General features: G+C 60.0%; 14 protein-coding genes and 1 pseudogene. 1 reads left to right on the plus strand and 14 read right to left on the minus strand.

Going from position 1 to position 14,419, the window contains the following annotated elements; all coding sequences use genetic code 11:
• Nucleotides 1-116: 116 nt before the first annotated feature.
• The 13 genes from A3AY_RS0123330 to A3AY_RS0123390 all read right to left on the minus strand — a co-directional run bounded on the left by A3AY_RS0123330 (nucleotide 117) and on the right by A3AY_RS0123390 (nucleotide 12,545).
• Entirely contained in the window at nucleotides 117-1,421 is a 1,305-nt protein-coding gene (locus tag A3AY_RS0123330) for a P-loop NTPase and SpoVK domain-containing protein (RefSeq protein WP_026203743.1), read from the minus strand.
• Nucleotides 1,422-1,437: 16 nt separating this feature from the next.
• On the minus strand, nucleotides 1,438-2,382 hold the full coding sequence (locus A3AY_RS0123335) for a type II secretion system F family protein (protein ID WP_018328107.1): 945 nt from the start codon (nucleotides 2,380-2,382) through the stop codon (nucleotides 1,438-1,440).
• A gap of 7 nt (nucleotides 2,383-2,389) precedes the next feature.
• A complete protein-coding gene (locus A3AY_RS0123340) occupies nucleotides 2,390-3,343 on the minus strand; it encodes a type II secretion system F family protein (protein ID WP_026203744.1) in 954 nt (317 codons plus the stop codon).
• Between the two features lie 2 nt (nucleotides 3,344-3,345).
• Nucleotides 3,346-4,785, minus strand: coding sequence for a TadA family conjugal transfer-associated ATPase (locus A3AY_RS0123345; RefSeq protein ID WP_018328109.1), 1,440 nt, complete (start codon nucleotides 4,783-4,785; stop codon nucleotides 3,346-3,348).
• Nucleotides 4,786-4,804: 19 nt separating this feature from the next.
• Entirely contained in the window at nucleotides 4,805-5,404 is a 600-nt protein-coding gene (locus A3AY_RS0123350) for a L,D-transpeptidase (RefSeq protein ID WP_018328110.1), read from the minus strand.
• A complete protein-coding gene (locus tag A3AY_RS0123355; protein WP_026203745.1) occupies nucleotides 5,401-6,543 on the minus strand; it encodes a pilus assembly protein in 1,143 nt (380 codons plus the stop codon). The genes A3AY_RS0123350 and A3AY_RS0123355 overlap by 4 nt, the downstream gene beginning before the upstream one ends.
• Before the next feature lie 41 nt (nucleotides 6,544-6,584).
• On the minus strand, nucleotides 6,585-7,199 hold the full coding sequence (locus A3AY_RS0123360; RefSeq protein ID WP_018328112.1) for a TadE/TadG family type IV pilus assembly protein: 615 nt from the start codon (nucleotides 7,197-7,199) through the stop codon (nucleotides 6,585-6,587).
• Nucleotides 7,193-7,675: a TadE/TadG family type IV pilus assembly protein gene (locus A3AY_RS0123365; RefSeq protein WP_018328113.1), complete on the minus strand. Its 483-nt coding sequence runs from the start codon at nucleotides 7,673-7,675 to the stop codon at nucleotides 7,193-7,195. Before A3AY_RS0123365 ends, A3AY_RS0123360 begins: the two co-directional genes overlap by 7 nt.
• A complete protein-coding gene (locus tag A3AY_RS0123370) occupies nucleotides 7,672-9,276 on the minus strand; it encodes a TadE/TadG family type IV pilus assembly protein (protein ID WP_018328114.1) in 1,605 nt (534 codons plus the stop codon). The genes A3AY_RS0123365 and A3AY_RS0123370 overlap by 4 nt, the downstream gene beginning before the upstream one ends.
• A gap of 117 nt (nucleotides 9,277-9,393) precedes the next feature.
• The gene (locus A3AY_RS0123375; protein ID WP_174371927.1) at nucleotides 9,394-9,714 is read right to left on the minus strand and encodes a pilus assembly protein; all 321 of its coding nucleotides are present in this window, start codon (nucleotides 9,712-9,714) and stop codon (nucleotides 9,394-9,396) included.
• On the minus strand, nucleotides 9,695-11,185 hold the full coding sequence (locus A3AY_RS0123380; RefSeq protein WP_018328116.1) for a type II and III secretion system protein family protein: 1,491 nt from the start codon (nucleotides 11,183-11,185) through the stop codon (nucleotides 9,695-9,697). Before A3AY_RS0123380 ends, A3AY_RS0123375 begins: the two co-directional genes overlap by 20 nt.
• Nucleotides 11,186-11,258: 73 nt before the next feature.
• Nucleotides 11,259-12,248, minus strand: coding sequence for a Flp pilus assembly protein CpaB (gene cpaB / locus A3AY_RS0123385; protein WP_018328117.1), 990 nt, complete (start codon nucleotides 12,246-12,248; stop codon nucleotides 11,259-11,261).
• A gap of 102 nt (nucleotides 12,249-12,350) precedes the next feature.
• Nucleotides 12,351-12,545 carry a Flp family type IVb pilin gene (locus A3AY_RS0123390; RefSeq protein WP_018328118.1) on the minus strand — a complete coding sequence of 65 codons (195 nt, stop codon included), beginning with the start codon at nucleotides 12,543-12,545 and terminating at the stop codon, nucleotides 12,351-12,353.
• A gap of 322 nt (nucleotides 12,546-12,867) precedes the next feature.
• On the opposite strand from A3AY_RS0123390, the gene A3AY_RS0123395 reads away from it, so the two are divergent.
• The gene (locus tag A3AY_RS0123395; RefSeq protein WP_018328119.1) at nucleotides 12,868-13,389 is read left to right on the plus strand and encodes a prepilin peptidase; all 522 of its coding nucleotides are present in this window, start codon (nucleotides 12,868-12,870) and stop codon (nucleotides 13,387-13,389) included.
• A gap of 197 nt (nucleotides 13,390-13,586) precedes the next feature.
• Here A3AY_RS0123395 and A3AY_RS35890 read toward each other — a convergent pair.
• Nucleotides 13,587-14,413: pseudogene (locus A3AY_RS35890) on the minus strand (ABC transporter substrate-binding protein).
• Between the last annotated feature and the right edge of the window lie 6 nt (nucleotides 14,414-14,419).

Genomic DNA, 14,419 nt, shown 5'->3' on the forward strand with positions numbered 1-14,419 from the left:
GCGTTTCTCCCCGCGAGCCGGGCCGCAGCCCCCCCTCGTAAATGCCACTCCAGTATTTCCCGAAAACCTTAACATGGGCCTATGCGGTTACCATGATCCTGGCCGCCAGCACACTCCTAATCCAACGTAAACACCCCGTCCCACGCCCGTTCCAACATCTCCAGCGACGCGACCTTGGGCAAGGCATTGAATTCGCAATAGGAGCCGATGAAATCAAGCAGGTATTTGGGATGATAGCAGGACGCTAGCAAGTTGCAATTGTACTTGCGATCATAGAACAATCCCAAATCATGGATATCCATTTCCACGGAAACGTTGTCGGCATACGACTGGAAGATCCGGATATATTCGTCGCGCGATGGGTTAGCCACATATATTTTGTACTTCAAACGCCGCAGGCCCGCCTCGTCGGATAGATCTTTCGGGGCGATATTGGTCGAGAAGACGACGAGTTCGTCGAATGGTACCTTGAACTTCCTGCCGGTATGGAGCGACAGGAAGTCGTATCCGCGCTCGAGGGGCACGATCCAGCGATTGATGAGCGCCTGGGGCGCGACTTGCTGGCGGCCGAAATCGTCGATGATGAAAACGCCGCCCGACGCCTTGAGATGCATGGGCGCTTCGTAGACAGTTGAGCCTTCGCTGAACGTCAGGTCCAACAGATCGAGCGTCAGTTCCCCACCGGTCTTGATGACCGGGCGACGGCATTCGATCCATCGTTGATCCGCCTTCGGGTAAGGCTTGCCCGTCTCCCTGGTCGTGGCTTGATGCACGGCTTCGTCGTAGAAGGTGATTACGTGCCCACCGACCTCAATGGCGTATGGCACCCAGATCGTCTGCAAAAACAGGCGCGACGTTCGCTCAGCAATGCTTGTCTTGCCGTTGCCGGGCGGACCGTAGAGCAGAATGGAGAGCCCCGAATTCATGGCCGGCCCAAGCTTTCCGACCAGGGAAGGCGACAACACCAGCCCTTCGAGGCTTTCGATCAAACGGGCACGTGTTATCCGCTCGTTATGGATCGACTGTAGTCCGATCTGTCGCGAGAATGCCTCCAGCGGCACCGGAGCCGGCCCGACATATTGTGATAGCCGTGCCGCTTCGCGTGCGTATTCCATGCCTTTGGTCGAAAGCGCGTAGCGAATATCAGACTTGACGTCCTCTCCCGCAAGCCCGCGTGCCTCGAGGAAGGCGAGCTTCACCAGTTCCTTGATCAGCAGATTGATCAGAACCTTCGGCAGTTTCATCCGGTCAGCCAGATGCGTGGGGGTGACGGTATCCTGTTCGGCCGCGCATTTTGCGGCGAGGCGCAGCATGAAGGACAGTTCAAGCCCGGTCTCTTCGGGATTTGCCGGCGCCAGCGGCATGCGCGGGTCGATCGCCAGGGCAATATCTCCACGATCTTGGTCCATTAGATACTGCATGTGAGCCTCGCTGTTTTTAGGAACCGGGCGTCATGCCGACGATAAGGGTGACGACGCGGATAACAATGGGTACGAGCACGATGATCAGGCTGACTGGAAACAGGAAGGCACCGAGCGGCAACAGCATCTTGATCGGCAGGGCGTTGGCCTTCTCCTCTGCGCGGACAATGCGAAGGTCGCGCATTTCCTTGCTGTAGACCCGCAGTGTCTGCGTAACGCTCGTGCCCAGTTCCTCGGACTGCCGGAACAGGACGGAAAGTGCCCGGGCCTCGTCTATCCGCAATCGAGCGGCAAGATTGGCCAGGGCTTCCCGCAGCCGACGTCCACCGCGCACTTCCAGCATCATGATCGAAAGATGCAAACCGAAATCCTGCCGTTTGCTGACGAACTCCCGTGCGACGCGATTTGCCGCCGCCTCGAGGCTCATGCCGGCATCCAGACAGACGATCAGCATGTCCATGAAATCCGGAAAGAGCCGCCGGTACTGGCGTTCCTTGGCCTGACCGCGCCGGTCGATGTAGATATTCACCAGAATAAAGGTGATGGCCGCGGCAAACATCGCGATGACGAGCGTCGAGAGCCGTGACATCTCGGGAAAGAAATGGTCGATGGTCCAGACGGCGGCGACGAGCATCGCGACGCATACAAGCGCCCGGACTGTCTGGAACGTTGCGACGGCGCCGGCGCTGAAATATCCCGCCCGAATCAGGCGGTTCTGAGTGGAGTTGACATTGGTGTCGCGCCGGGTGATCTCGAAATACCGGCGGACCAAGCGATTTTCCGCCTCGCCCAGATCGGCAATTGCCCCGTCGCCCAGGTACGGATCTTGGCCCGCCGCCTCGGCGGTTTCCGAAACACGGGCGCCCACCTCGCGCCGCCGGAAGACAAATTCTGAAGCGGCAGTGGAAAAGATCAGCACCGCAAAAAATACGACGATGTATATTCCATACTCTCCGAACATTGCAGCCTCAGTACTCGAAGTTAACCAGCTTGTAGAGAATGACATTCCCGATCGCCATGATGACCAGCAACACAGTAACGACGGTAGGTCCGTGGCCGCTGTCCCAGACGGGATCGAAGTAGGTCGGCGAAAGCGTCCTGATCATTGCGTAAAGAAGGAAGGGATAGACCGACATGAATATCGCGGTGATCCGACCCTCCGAGGAGATCGCCCTGACCTTCGCCTTCAACATGAACCGGTCACGCAGCGTCTTTGAGAGATTCTGCAGGATTTCGACGAGATTGCCGCCCGTTCCGGCCTGAACGCTCAGGGATATCGCCAACAGGTTCAAGTCTTCGACCCCCACGCGATCCGCAAGGTTGACGAGCGCATCTTCCAGCGCCACGCCATAGGTGAGCTCGTCCGACAGCAGGCCGAATTCTGAGCCGATAGGGTCCGGCATTTCCCGCGCAACGAGAGCGATCGCCGCGGGCAGCGGATGCCCGGCAGCGAGGCTGCGGACGGCAACGTCGAGCGCCTCAGGGAGCTTCTGCGTAAATTTGCGCATCCGCATCGCCCGCACCCGCCAAATGACAACGACGGGGACGAGAGGGCAAACCACCAGGAAAATCACGATCCGGATCAGAGTGCTCGGCACCACAAACTGAAGAGCCAGCCAGATCAGCAGTGCGCCGGCGACGGCGTAAAGCGCAAACCGCAGCGCATCAAACTTGATTCCGGACTGCGCATAGAACCGCCGGAGCCGCTGCATGAGGGGCAGCGATCGCCAGTCCTGGTCCGCACCGCGCTCTTTCAGCATGTCGCGGTAGGTCTTGCGATGATCGACGCTTCCGTCAAGCAGGCTCAAGCGATGGTTCACCGCCTTGTGGCGGGCGGCCGTCGTGAAATAGCCGCGCAGCAGCACTTCAGCGGAAATCAGCGCAGCGATGAACACAGTGCCGTAGACGAGGAGCAAGGTCAGGGTCATGATTTACCTCCCGTCTGCAAGGGTGCTCCGGGTTCGAAGATCGCTGCAGGGACGATGATGCCGAGTTCGGCGAATTCCTCGACGAAGCGGGGGCGAAGGCCGGTGGCGCGGAATTCCCCGCGAATGCGGCCATCGTCATCCGTGCCGGTCTTTTTGAATTTCATGATCTCCTGCATCTGGACGACTTCGCCCTCCATGCCGGTGATTTCGGAAACCGAGACGACCTTGCGAGTGCCGTCGCTGAGGCGTTGGACCTGGACGATGAGCGTGATCGCAGACGCGATCTGGGAACGGACGCTGAGCTGAGACATCGGCATGCCGGCCATGCCGACCATCTGCTCGAGGCGACCGACGGCGTCCCGCGGCGTATTGGCATGAATCGTCGTCATCGATCCTTCGTGACCCGTGTTCATCGCCTGCAGCATGTCGAACGCCTCCTCGCCACGGACTTCGCCGACGATGATGCGATCGGGACGCATACGCAGCGCATTCTTCAGCAGTTCGCGCTGGCGAATCTCGTTGCGACCATCAAGCGTCGGCGGTCGGGTTTCCAATCGACCGACATGCGGTTGCTGCAGCTGGAGTTCGGCCGCGTCCTCGATGGTGATCAGGCGCTCCTTCTCGGAGATCTGCGACGACATGGCGTTGAGCAAGGTCGTCTTGCCCGAGCCGGTACCACCGGAGATGATCATCGAGACCTTGCCCTTGACGGCGGCGCTGAGCAGGATGCGCATTGCGTTTGGCATCGCCCCGTATTCGACCAGGCGTTCCAGCGTCAGCGGCGAACGCGTGAATTTGCGGATTGAAACGAGCGGGCCATCGACCGAGATCGGCCGGATGGCGACGTTGACACGTGACCCGTCCTTGAGGCGGGCATCGACCAAAGGTGTCGATTCGTCGACGCGTCGCCCGACGGCGGAGACGATCTTGTTGACCACCCGCAGCAGGTGATCCTCGTCCTTGAAGCGCACCGCCGTGCACTCGAGCTTGCCACGCCGTTCCACATAGACGCTGTTGTGACCGTTGATCAGAATATCGGCGATCGAATCGTCGGCCAGCAGCGGCTCAATGGGCCCCAGCCCCAGCATCTCGTCGGTGATGTCCTGGATCAGATCATTGATTTCCTTGGCATTGAGCGGAAAGTTGTTCTGTCGGATATAGTCCTTGACCAGCGGCCGGATCTCGGCCGCAATCTCTTCATTGTCGAGCATGTCAAGAATGCCGAGATTGATGCGATCGAGCAGATAGCGATGCAGGTTGACCCGTTCGGCCACCATGTCCCGGCCAAGCGATGTTTCCTGTTCGGTCGCCACAGGCCCGCTGCTTGCCTGCGGCGCGATCTGGGCTCCATCGACGGCGAGGTCGGCAATCTCCGAATGTTCCTCGCCTTCCGGCTGCCGCTGCTTGTAAAAACGTCCGATGAACCCGCTTGTCATCAGTTTCCCCCTTGGTCGACTATTTCACAATTACCGTGGCTCCGACCTTCACCCGGTTGTAGAGATCGATCACGTCGGCATTGCTCATGCGGAAGCATCCCGAGGACGCGAATCCGCCGACCGTCGACTGATCGTTGGTCCCGTGAATGCGATAGAGCGTGTCGGCATTTCCCCGGTAGAGATAGATCCCACGAGCGCCGAGCGGATTGAACGGGCCGGCAGGCACGAGCTCGGGAAGATCCGGTGCGCGCACCTTCATCTCGGCCGGCGGCCGCCAATCCGGCCACTCGGCTTTATGACCGACCCTGACAACGCCGCTCCAGCGGAAGCCGTCGCGGCCGACGCCGATTTTGTAGCGGATGGCACGGTTGCCGGAGACGATGAGATCGAGCGTCCGGTCCTTGCTGACGATGATGATGGTGCCGGATGGATAATTTTGCTGCGCAGCCACGATCACGCCGGTGGTTGGCCCAAGGTTTCGCGGCACCAGCCCGCTCGCCAGGGCCTGCGTCGCAGGGATCGCAAACCAGAAAGACGCAGCGACCACGATACCGCGAATCACTCGTTGCCAGGCGACCCTTTTGCCGCTCAGTGCCTCTGGTCGGCTGCGCCACTTCATCTGACGAGCGCTCCCAGTTTGCTGACAGAGCCGCAGAAACGCGAACGCGCATTGACCTCGAACGGCAATACGCCGCGGTTCACCGCCTCGTTCAGCGTATCCCAATCATCGGCGATGATTTGCGCGCGGACATCCTTGAAGATCTTGTCGATCTGCTGGCGGCGCACACCAAGGCTGAAGAGCTTGGTGCGGTATTTGTTGATGACGACAAAAATCTGGTCCGAATTGCCGCGCAGCCGCACCAGGTTGAGGAACAGTTCCTTGGCCTCGTGCAGCGCGGGGATCGTCATTTCGGTGACGATGCAGATGCTGTTGGCGGACCCCAGCACATCCTCCTTCCACGGCGTGTTGTAGTAGGGAATATCGAGCACCGTGTGATTGCTCTCGAAGGCTGCGACATCCAGCATCCGCAGCACAAGTTCCGCACCCTTGGGCGTCAGAAGCACCGACGGTTGCTTGAACGATAGCAAAGAAAAGCCGCCCGGATGGCGCTTGCGCACGAGATCGATGAATTCGAGATCGACCCGTGACGGATTTGCCATGATGGGCTTCAGATCATAGTCGTTGACAAGGTTGAGATAGTAGCCCAGCGACCCGGACGAGAAATCCATGTCGAACAGATCGACGCGCGGCGAGGAATTTTTTGTCGGCTGGGCCAAGACGTGGGCGAGCGAGGAGGCAATCACGCTGGCGCCTGCCCCGCCAACGGCCGAGACGATGGCATGGACTCGGCTTTCATTGGCGCCTGCGGTCGGCGCGTGGGTCGAGATCATGTCGATCAGCGCGCGGCGTTCGAGCGGTTTCTTCAGCCAGTCGTTGCCGTTCAGGCGAAACAGCAGCCGCAATTTATCATCCGGCAGATCTTCCGAGACGACCACCAACGGCGTACTGCGATGCTTGCTGCGGAAGGCAAACAACTCCGGATGGGTCAGCATCTCCCCGTCGTCGACATCCAGCACGATCAGGTTGAACTGCGCCACGTCGATCCGTGCTGCGTCTTTGACCGCCATCACGGCCATATGGCGCACATCGTAGCGCGAAAGGGAACCGAACGTGTCGAGCATGAAGCTCGCAGCAGCCGCATCGTCGGAGAGAACAAGAATCTTAGTGGTCGCTGCAAAGTTCATATGAGCCGTCATGTCGCTTACCACGCAATATCAAGGGTTTAGCATTATAGCTTTCAGCAGGTGGAACATGTCTTTAAGTCTTCGGTCGTAATGGTTACCGGATGGGCGGGAATGACGACGTCATTAAGCCCCAGCAAAGCACCGAGAACCGGCAAATCAAAAGTAATATCACGAACTTCCAGCCGCATCGTCAGCACCGGCCCGTCCGGCCGACCCCAATAGCCGAGCCCCGAGCGCTGATAAGTGACCACCAGCTTGTCCGGGGTAATGCGCCAGTTTAAATCGCAAATGCCCGGCCGCGGATCCCCCGCCTCACAGGTCCCGTCGCTTCCCTGCACAATCCGGCTCAATTCAGCGCTGCAGTTCGCAAGCCCAGGTCCGCACACCGAGGATATCGTCGAATCGTTCGGCGTTGCATCGCCATTATTCAGCGGATCGTCAGCGTCGGCCGGGAAGACATCATCGAAATCACTTGTCAGCGGATCGGATACGGCCGCAAGGCGCGCGCCATATTGCAGCGCCTTCACCGTCTGGTTCCACTGCGACATGGCGTAACCGAACTCGACGAAGGCGGCGAAGACAAGAAGCACGATCGGGATCGTGATCAGGCCTTCGGTCAGGGACACGCCGCGATCGTCCCTCCAGAAGGAAAGTCGAAGATCTACCATCCCATATACCTCTCTTCGTGAGAGGAATTGATGGTGATCTCGTCGACACCGAGCCAGGCGAACAGCGGCGAGGTTTCATAGAGATGTGCTGTCTGCACGGTGATCGTGCCATCGGCATCGACCGGAATGACGGTGATATCGGCAAGATCGGGACCCCAGCCACGCACGCGTAGCGCAGCGCCGTCCGCCGGCCCCTGGGTTCCATAGAAAGCGATCAGTTTCGCGGTCGCCGTTGAACAGCTTGACGTATAGGTCGGCGAGGTTGGCCTGCAACGCGACAGGTAGCGCCCGGCATCCCTCAAACCCGCGTCGATCTGCATTCGCTCCCAGAAGATGTTGCCGAATTCGAGGATGCCTGCGGCGAACAGCGTCACGAAGGGCACGGCCAGCAGCGCCTCGGCGAGCACGGCCCCGTCTTCTTTCTGCCAGAAGCCGAACCGCAGCCGGCGGAGAATGAAGGTTCGCAGCGCCATCATCTGACCAGCTCCGCCTCTTCCCGCAGGAATTCATCAAGCGTGCCGCGGCCGCCCTTGCCCGTGATGTCGATTATTTCAAGCGAAAGATAGCGCTCGCTGCCGGCCTTGACCGCCGGTTTGGTCATGAACATGCGCGCGAAGGCAACCGCCTCCGTCTGCTTGTGGCCGTTGAGATGATCAACCGATGCCTCGTAGCCACAATTGACGATCGCGGCGAATATCTCGCGACGATCGCCGTATTCGTCCGCCGTGTAATTCGAAAGGTCAGGGCCCGAATAGCACTGGCCGCCGCCTGTCGTGGGCGTGCCGATCTCGCCGTTCGCCGAGGCATGGCTGAGCAGCGCCGCGGTGTTGAGCTCGTAACGATAGACATCGTAGGCGGAGGGCCGGCTCGGTGTTCCGCCTGCCTGCGGCGGATAGCTGGAGTGGTTGCTGAGGACCGCGCTGACCGACGGCGCCGTGCCGCCCTGTGCGACGCTCCAGTAGTTTGCGTAGTCCCAATTGTTGCTGCTGCTGATCTTGCCGCCGCCGAGCGGGGACATGGCTGCACCGTAACCCAATGGTACCGCCTTGGTGACATCTCCGACGATGTCGCCGACCATCACGGGTTCATAGCCCTTGCAGGCGTTCTGTCCCGTTTCCTTTTGTGCGGAACGCACGTTCTGGGCGGGGCGATAACGGCCATCACTGCGCGCGTTCTTGAACGAACCCTCATAAATACCGAAGCGCGTATTGACGCCGGCCTCCACCGGCCCGGCGACGGCACCGGTCTGGGTATCCAGGCTATCCTGCGTATAGCAGGCTCCCGGATTGCCGGTCGCAAGGGCTTCGGCCAGCACGTTCGCGCCATTGCCAAGAGGGGTTCTCAGGAACCCGAAATTGCCAGGCCCGGGATTGGACGAAGACGTGGTGTGCATCTCGATCTGCCGGCCGTAGAGATTGCCCGCCGCAAAGTTGGTATGGAGATCCGCCGCCGCCTGCTCGCTGGCGGCCTGGCTCGTATTTCCAGCCGGCTCATAGGGATTGCAGATGAAGATCGGCGTGATATCGCAGGCACTTGCGTGATAGACGGCAACCGCATCCGCCGAAACATTGATCGTATCCCGATTGAAGCCCACCGGTATCGGGAAGATCGTCTGCATGGCCTGAGGCTTGGCAGCGACCCAGGCATAGGCTGCCTCGTTTGGATCCGTCGTCACCATGGAACCGGGGATGGGATCGTCATCGTCATCGGGAATAGCCGTGAGGAACGTGACGGTGACCGTACTCGCGGCATCGTCACCGGCGTCGTAGGACACCGTGAGGCTGGAGCCGAGCGACATGCCGGCGCCGCCGCCGGCAAAGGCAGCGGTATTGGCAAGCTTCTCGATCGCGGCCTCGGCCCGCGTGATCGCATCATCGCGCCCGTCGAGTTCACGGGCGCCGGTCAGCGCCATCGCATCGACGGCGTTCTGAAGGTCGGTATGAAGATTGCCGGTGCGACCGACATCGATCACCAGCAGCGAAAAGCCCAGCAGCAGCGGCATGGATATCAGCGTCAAAGCGATGACGTAGCCACGATTGTCATTCCAGAATCGCCTGATAGCCGTACTCAATAACATTGGCCTATCCCCCGATCACGGCGCCTCTTCCGCCGTGACGTGTTGCGTTTACTGCATTCCTTTCCGCCGCTGCTTCTTTATTCCGCTCGTCAATTCCCGCTCGTCGCCGGCTCCCCGTTACTGCCCGTACAGCGGCGATCCGTTCGTTCCCATTGTTGCCGCCGGCAGGATCACCGCCGTTTGCGGCGTCGCGGCCGGCTGGCTGGCGCCGTTGTAGTTGCGCATCACCTTCTGGATGGTCTTGCCGTCCGTGGTGATGCGGGTGTTCTCGGCCACCTGCGGGAAAGGATCCTGTATGTGGATGCCCTTGTTGGCCTCCACTGCATTGCCCAATCCAAACGTGATCGAATCACGGTGGTTCATGTAGTCGGCGCAGCCCGAGACTAGGCTTGCGGCAGCCAGAACCAGGAGGACTCGCTTATTTCTTTGCAACAGCAAGGGTGCCTCCCACGTCGAGATCGAGACGGTGACCATAGGGTCCTTTCACGCCTTCGCCATTGCGAAAGCGGCGCAGCATATCCTTGTCGACCTCCAGCATACCAAGCGCGAAGAGTTCGACGTCATTCGACGAGCGCGTCTGTTCGAGCGGGCTGTAGAGATCCTCGCCAGGCGCTGACGGCCGCACGATATGCGGCGTGACGACGATGACGAGATCGGACTCGTTTTTCGCAAAGCTGGTCGAGCGGAACAGCGCGCCGATGATGGGAAGCTTTCCCAGCCCCGGCAATTGCTGGATGTCCTTGGAATTGATCGACTGCAGCAGGCCCGCCATGGCGAAGCTCTGGCCGTCGCGCAGCGCAACCGTGGTTTTCGCCGCGCGCGAAATGAAGCCGGGATTGCCGTTGACACTGACCGACGTATCGAGCTCGGAAACTTCCGGTTCGATCTTCAGGTTGATCAGCCCGCCGTCGAGCACCACCGGCGTGAAGGTGAGCCGAACACCGTATGGCCGATAGTCGGTCTCGGTTGCGACTGTTGCGCCGTTCGCCACCGTCGTCTGGATCGGCACTTCGCCACCGGCGTGGAAGCTCGCGGTCTCGCCGCTCATGGCGATCAGGTTCGGCTGCGCCAGCCGGCGCACCAGCCCCTTCTGCTCGAGCGCATTGATGACGATGTCGATCTGGCCGCCGGAAATTTCCAGCACCTTGGCAATCAGCTGGCCGAAAGGCTGCAAGCCCGTTGCGACGCCCGACGCATCTTCCAGGGTGCGGACGAGCTGGTCGTCATCATTGACCCCGATACCCTGGCTCGTCGTTGCCTTGCCGATGCCGTTCCTGCCCTGTCCGGACCAGCCGATGCCGAGGTCGCGGCCGGTCGATCTCTGGGCCTCGATCACCCGAACCTCGAGCATGACCTGCTGCGAATCAGCGACGCGAAGCTGGTTGAGCACCGGCAATTCGGAATAGGACTGCGCGATTTCCATCACGCGCTGCAGCTCGACCGCGTCGCGCACCATGCCCGTCAGGCGAATGCGGTCGTTGGAATTGAAGACCCTGACCTGCGAAGACGGTGCGGTGGAGCGAATGGCGGAAGCGACTTCGGTGAAATCGCTGGCCACGCGGATATCGATGACGCCGAGAAGCGACTTGTCGTCGCCATAGACCGAAATGTTGGTGGCGCCGTTCTTCTTGCCGCGAATGAACAGCGACTTGTCAGAAAGTGGCACGACATCGATCAATTCGGCGCTGCCGATCACCAGATCGCCAAAGGGTTTGCCTGTGGTGATCGTCATCGTGTCGTTCGGAGGTATCGTCACCTGCTGCACGGAGCCGGCAAGGCTGATGAATTTCTCCTGGGCATCGGCCCGGCCGACTAGGCCGAGACCCCAGCTGGCACACGCCAGAATTGCTGCGGTCGTCGCCGCGAGCGCCCCAGCTCGCGCCTTCCCCTTGATGCTTCCCCTCGTCATTCCGCTTAAGCCCCTCTCTCGCTTGGCTGCTGCCGCTTGGCTGCTGCGCATGCGGGCATGCCGCATTTCAAAGTCACTGGATCAGGCCGACTCGGTGCTCCTCGCGCTTCGTCGCGTTCCAGACGCCTACCGTCGCCCACTTTGGCTCGATCGGCAAGACCGGTTCTAGTTTGCGTTCAACAATCTGTACTTGTTTTTCGCGCTCCGGCATCTTTATCTTGCCAAGGTCGTCCCCAACCTTGCGCACAAGCCGCTCGAGGATGTCGAATCTCCCGTCGTCCGTCTTCTTCGCAATATCGTTGCTGAGTTCCGTCGCGATCGGCCCGCCGCCGAGGTCCGCAACGGTAATCGGCCGCGTCTCTTCCGCCGTCGCAGACGCGACATTGCGCAGGGTGAGCGACAGCGTGCCGATATTGGCACCCAGCGTCAGGCGCTGCGCCTCTTCAGTCGTGACTTCGAAGGTCACCGTCTTGACGACGGAGGGCTCATCCTTGCGCTCGTCGGCTGTCTGGTCCACCGCCAGCACCTTCACGCCCTGGAGAAGCACATCGACATAGGTCTGCTCGCTGTTGTTCTCCCGGTTCTGGACGACACGGGTCAGAAGCACATCGACACGGTCCGATGGGCGCACGAAGCCCGCAACCCCGAGAACGTCGTTGACGCGGATCGACACGGCCTTCATGCCCTGGTCGAGCGCCGCCGACAATGTCGCCCGCTCGCCGGCGCCGGTGATCTTCGAGGCGAGCACCGGCTCGCCGGGATCGATCGCCGCCATGGCGTAGCGTGGCTTGTCGGCATCACCGACCACCGCCTCGATGCTGTCGAACGAGCCGTCCGGCCGCTCGCCGGCGGGCCAGGGAATGGCCCTGAGACTTTCGGGCCGCACCACATCGCCGAAGCGCATCGCCTTGGCCGCGACAACGAGAATTTTCTCCTGCCCCTTCTTATCACCGCTGGCCGCAAGCTGCGCCTGCTGGTCGGCGAGATAACTGCGCATCGCAAAAACCGCGGTGCCGGCAAGTAAAATGGAAACAACTAGACTAAGGATCGTTGAGAAACGCATCGCCGGTACTCGCAACACTGGACAGAATACGTCCGTTTCTTAAATTTATTTTTAATGGAGAGGGGTTAATAAACATCCCCTCTCCATATTATAAATGTAATATCAGGCCGGAACTGCCAGTTCGGTTGTGAACCAGCCTGCCCATGCATTCCAGACGGTGGCGAGATTGTCACCAGCCAAAGTCACCGCCGTGATGACGCCGCCGACAAGCAAGGCAAGAAGGATCAGATATTCAGTCAGCGCAACGCCATCTTCTTCCCGCGCGAAAGCGCGTACTGCAGACAAAAGTGCTTTCATCGAGAATTACCTCCAAAATATTCGACGCGCCCGCAATGTGCCCCTGGCCCGCCACGTCGTCGAGACCGCCCCTCCGACTGTTGTTATTAATAATCCCTTAATTATTATTTCGTCAATTGCTAACGCATGGTCATTTTTGGGATCTGTATTTCATGGTTAAAATCCGATAGGATGGGAGGGGCGTCAATCGCTAGATCATATGCTGTACAAACCGGAGGTATGGTAGTATTGATTGACCGTCATCTACCCCCAATGACGTAGTCGCCGTTTGGCATCTTTTTGATTTTGTAAAAATACAGGATTTTCAGCGACCGAGGGGAACATGACGCAAATAATCCACATTATTACTGCGCACTCAGTATTACTTTTCCTCTATGCTGCCTGGAGCGACTTCCGCAGCTGGAAAATACCGAACGGCGCCATCCTCGCCCTCCTCGCGCTCTATTGCCTGCGGGCCCTTGCGGAATTGCTGACGGCCGGCGATCTCGGCGCAGCGCTCTTCTCCACCGCCGGTTTCGGCGGCGATGCCGCCGCCGGCCTCCTGCTGTTCGTCCTTGGGGTGGTTCTCTGGAGCCTGGGCCTTTTCGGCGCCGGCGATGCCAAGCTTTTTCTGCCGATCGGTCTCTTCATCGGCTGGCACGGCATGCTGCCCTTCGCCGTCTTTCTGCTGATCGGCGGCATCCTTGCTTTGCTGGCTTTACGATTGCCGATGCCGTTGCAGCTGGCGCATCTGAGCCTGTTCATGCGCATCGAGGAAATCCGCGCGACGCGCAAAGTCCCTTACGGCGTCGTCATGGTCATCGCGGCACTCTCGGTACTGGCGGTTCGCTACGGCAAGGCCTGAGAGACGGCGGATGCAAGCAGTTTGAGGCGCGCGAAGGTCGACGCTCCTCCTTCGCAGTCGCGCATCGGGGTTGTCCGTAAAATCAAGACTACAGCGCCGCGGGTCAACCATGACACGCGGCGCTGTAGTACTATGAAACTGCCGCATAATTTCCTTAAATCGAGTCCGACTTAAGGAATTATGAGAGTGATCTCAACTCAAGGAATCGGAGTGAATTTCAATTCGGTGATCGGCACGACCTTGTCGGTGCGGGTCATCTTGTACTCCGTATCCGGGCCGAGCCATTTGTCCCAGATCTTGTTGAGTTCGCCGGAGGCGTCGAGCGCGTGCAGAGCCTCGTTGATCTTGGCGGTCAGAGCCGGCTGATCCTTGGCCATGCCGACGCCGATCGGCTGGAAGAGCATCGGATCCTGGATCATCCGCATCTTCTTGCCCTTGGTCTGGGACTCGTTGACGAACTTCGTCGTGGTCATCGTATTGGCAACCATACCGCGCGCCTTGCCCTGCTGGACGGCGAGATAGGCCGATGCGGTGTCCTGGAACGTCAGCGGCTCGGATTTATTGAGCTTGATCGACATTTCGGAGGTCGATCCCTTGGTGGACGCGATGCGCTGACCGGCGAAATCGGCCCTGGCCTGGCCCGGATCATCGGCCGGAACGATCAGCATTTCCTTGGCGGGTCGCTGAACTGGATCTGTTCGGCGCGGCTCTGGGTATAGGCAAGGTTAGCGACCGTGATGTCCACGCGGCCGAGCTTGACCTCCGGCACGCGGGCCTCGACGGAAACCGGCTTGACCTCGGCCGCCACGCCGAGCTGCTTGGCGATCGCGTTGCAGAGATCGACATCGAAGCCGGCCATTTCGCGGGTCTTAGGATCAGGTGAGGCAAAAGGTGGCACGTCGGCGAAGGTCGCGCAGCGCAGCGTCTTGGCGGCCATGATGTCGTCCAGCCGGTCGGCCTTGGCGGGAGTGATGGCGGCAGTCGCCGCAAGTGCGAAGCCGAGGGTGATGCATTTCAAGGTCATTGCTGT

Source organism: Rhizobium giardinii bv. giardinii H152, from assembly GCF_000379605.1.
GTDB lineage: Bacteria > Pseudomonadota > Alphaproteobacteria > Rhizobiales > Rhizobiaceae > Pararhizobium > Pararhizobium giardinii.

Bases quoted from the DNA above. Each gene is read 5' to 3' on its own strand.
- A3AY_RS0123380 (WP_018328116.1), bottom strand. From the start codon at position 11,185: ATGACGAGGGGAAGCATCAAGGGGAAGGCGCGAGCTGGGGCGCTCGCG.
- A3AY_RS0123395 (WP_018328119.1), top strand. From the start codon at position 12,868: ATGACGCAAATAATCCACATTATTACTGCGCACTCAGTATTACTTTTC.
- A3AY_RS0123345 (WP_018328109.1), bottom strand. From the start codon at position 4,785: ATGACAAGCGGGTTCATCGGACGTTTTTACAAGCAGCGGCAGCCGGAA.
- A3AY_RS0123365 (WP_018328113.1), bottom strand. From the start codon at position 7,675: ATGATGGCGCTGCGAACCTTCATTCTCCGCCGGCTGCGGTTCGGCTTC.
- A3AY_RS0123360 (WP_018328112.1), bottom strand. From the start codon at position 7,199: ATGGTAGATCTTCGACTTTCCTTCTGGAGGGACGATCGCGGCGTGTCC.
- A3AY_RS0123350 (WP_018328110.1), bottom strand. From the start codon at position 5,404: ATGAAGTGGCGCAGCCGACCAGAGGCACTGAGCGGCAAAAGGGTCGCC.
- A3AY_RS0123330 (WP_026203743.1), bottom strand. From the start codon at position 1,421: ATGCAGTATCTAATGGACCAAGATCGTGGAGATATTGCCCTGGCGATC.
- A3AY_RS0123390 (WP_018328118.1), bottom strand. From the start codon at position 12,545: ATGAAAGCACTTTTGTCTGCAGTACGCGCTTTCGCGCGGGAAGAAGAT.
- A3AY_RS0123355 (WP_026203745.1), bottom strand. From the start codon at position 6,543: ATGACGGCTCATATGAACTTTGCAGCGACCACTAAGATTCTTGTTCTC.
- cpaB (WP_018328117.1), bottom strand. From the start codon at position 12,248: ATGCGTTTCTCAACGATCCTTAGTCTAGTTGTTTCCATTTTACTTGCC.
- A3AY_RS0123335 (WP_018328107.1), bottom strand. From the start codon at position 2,382: ATGTTCGGAGAGTATGGAATATACATCGTCGTATTTTTTGCGGTGCTG.
- A3AY_RS0123370 (WP_018328114.1), bottom strand. From the start codon at position 9,276: ATGTTATTGAGTACGGCTATCAGGCGATTCTGGAATGACAATCGTGGC.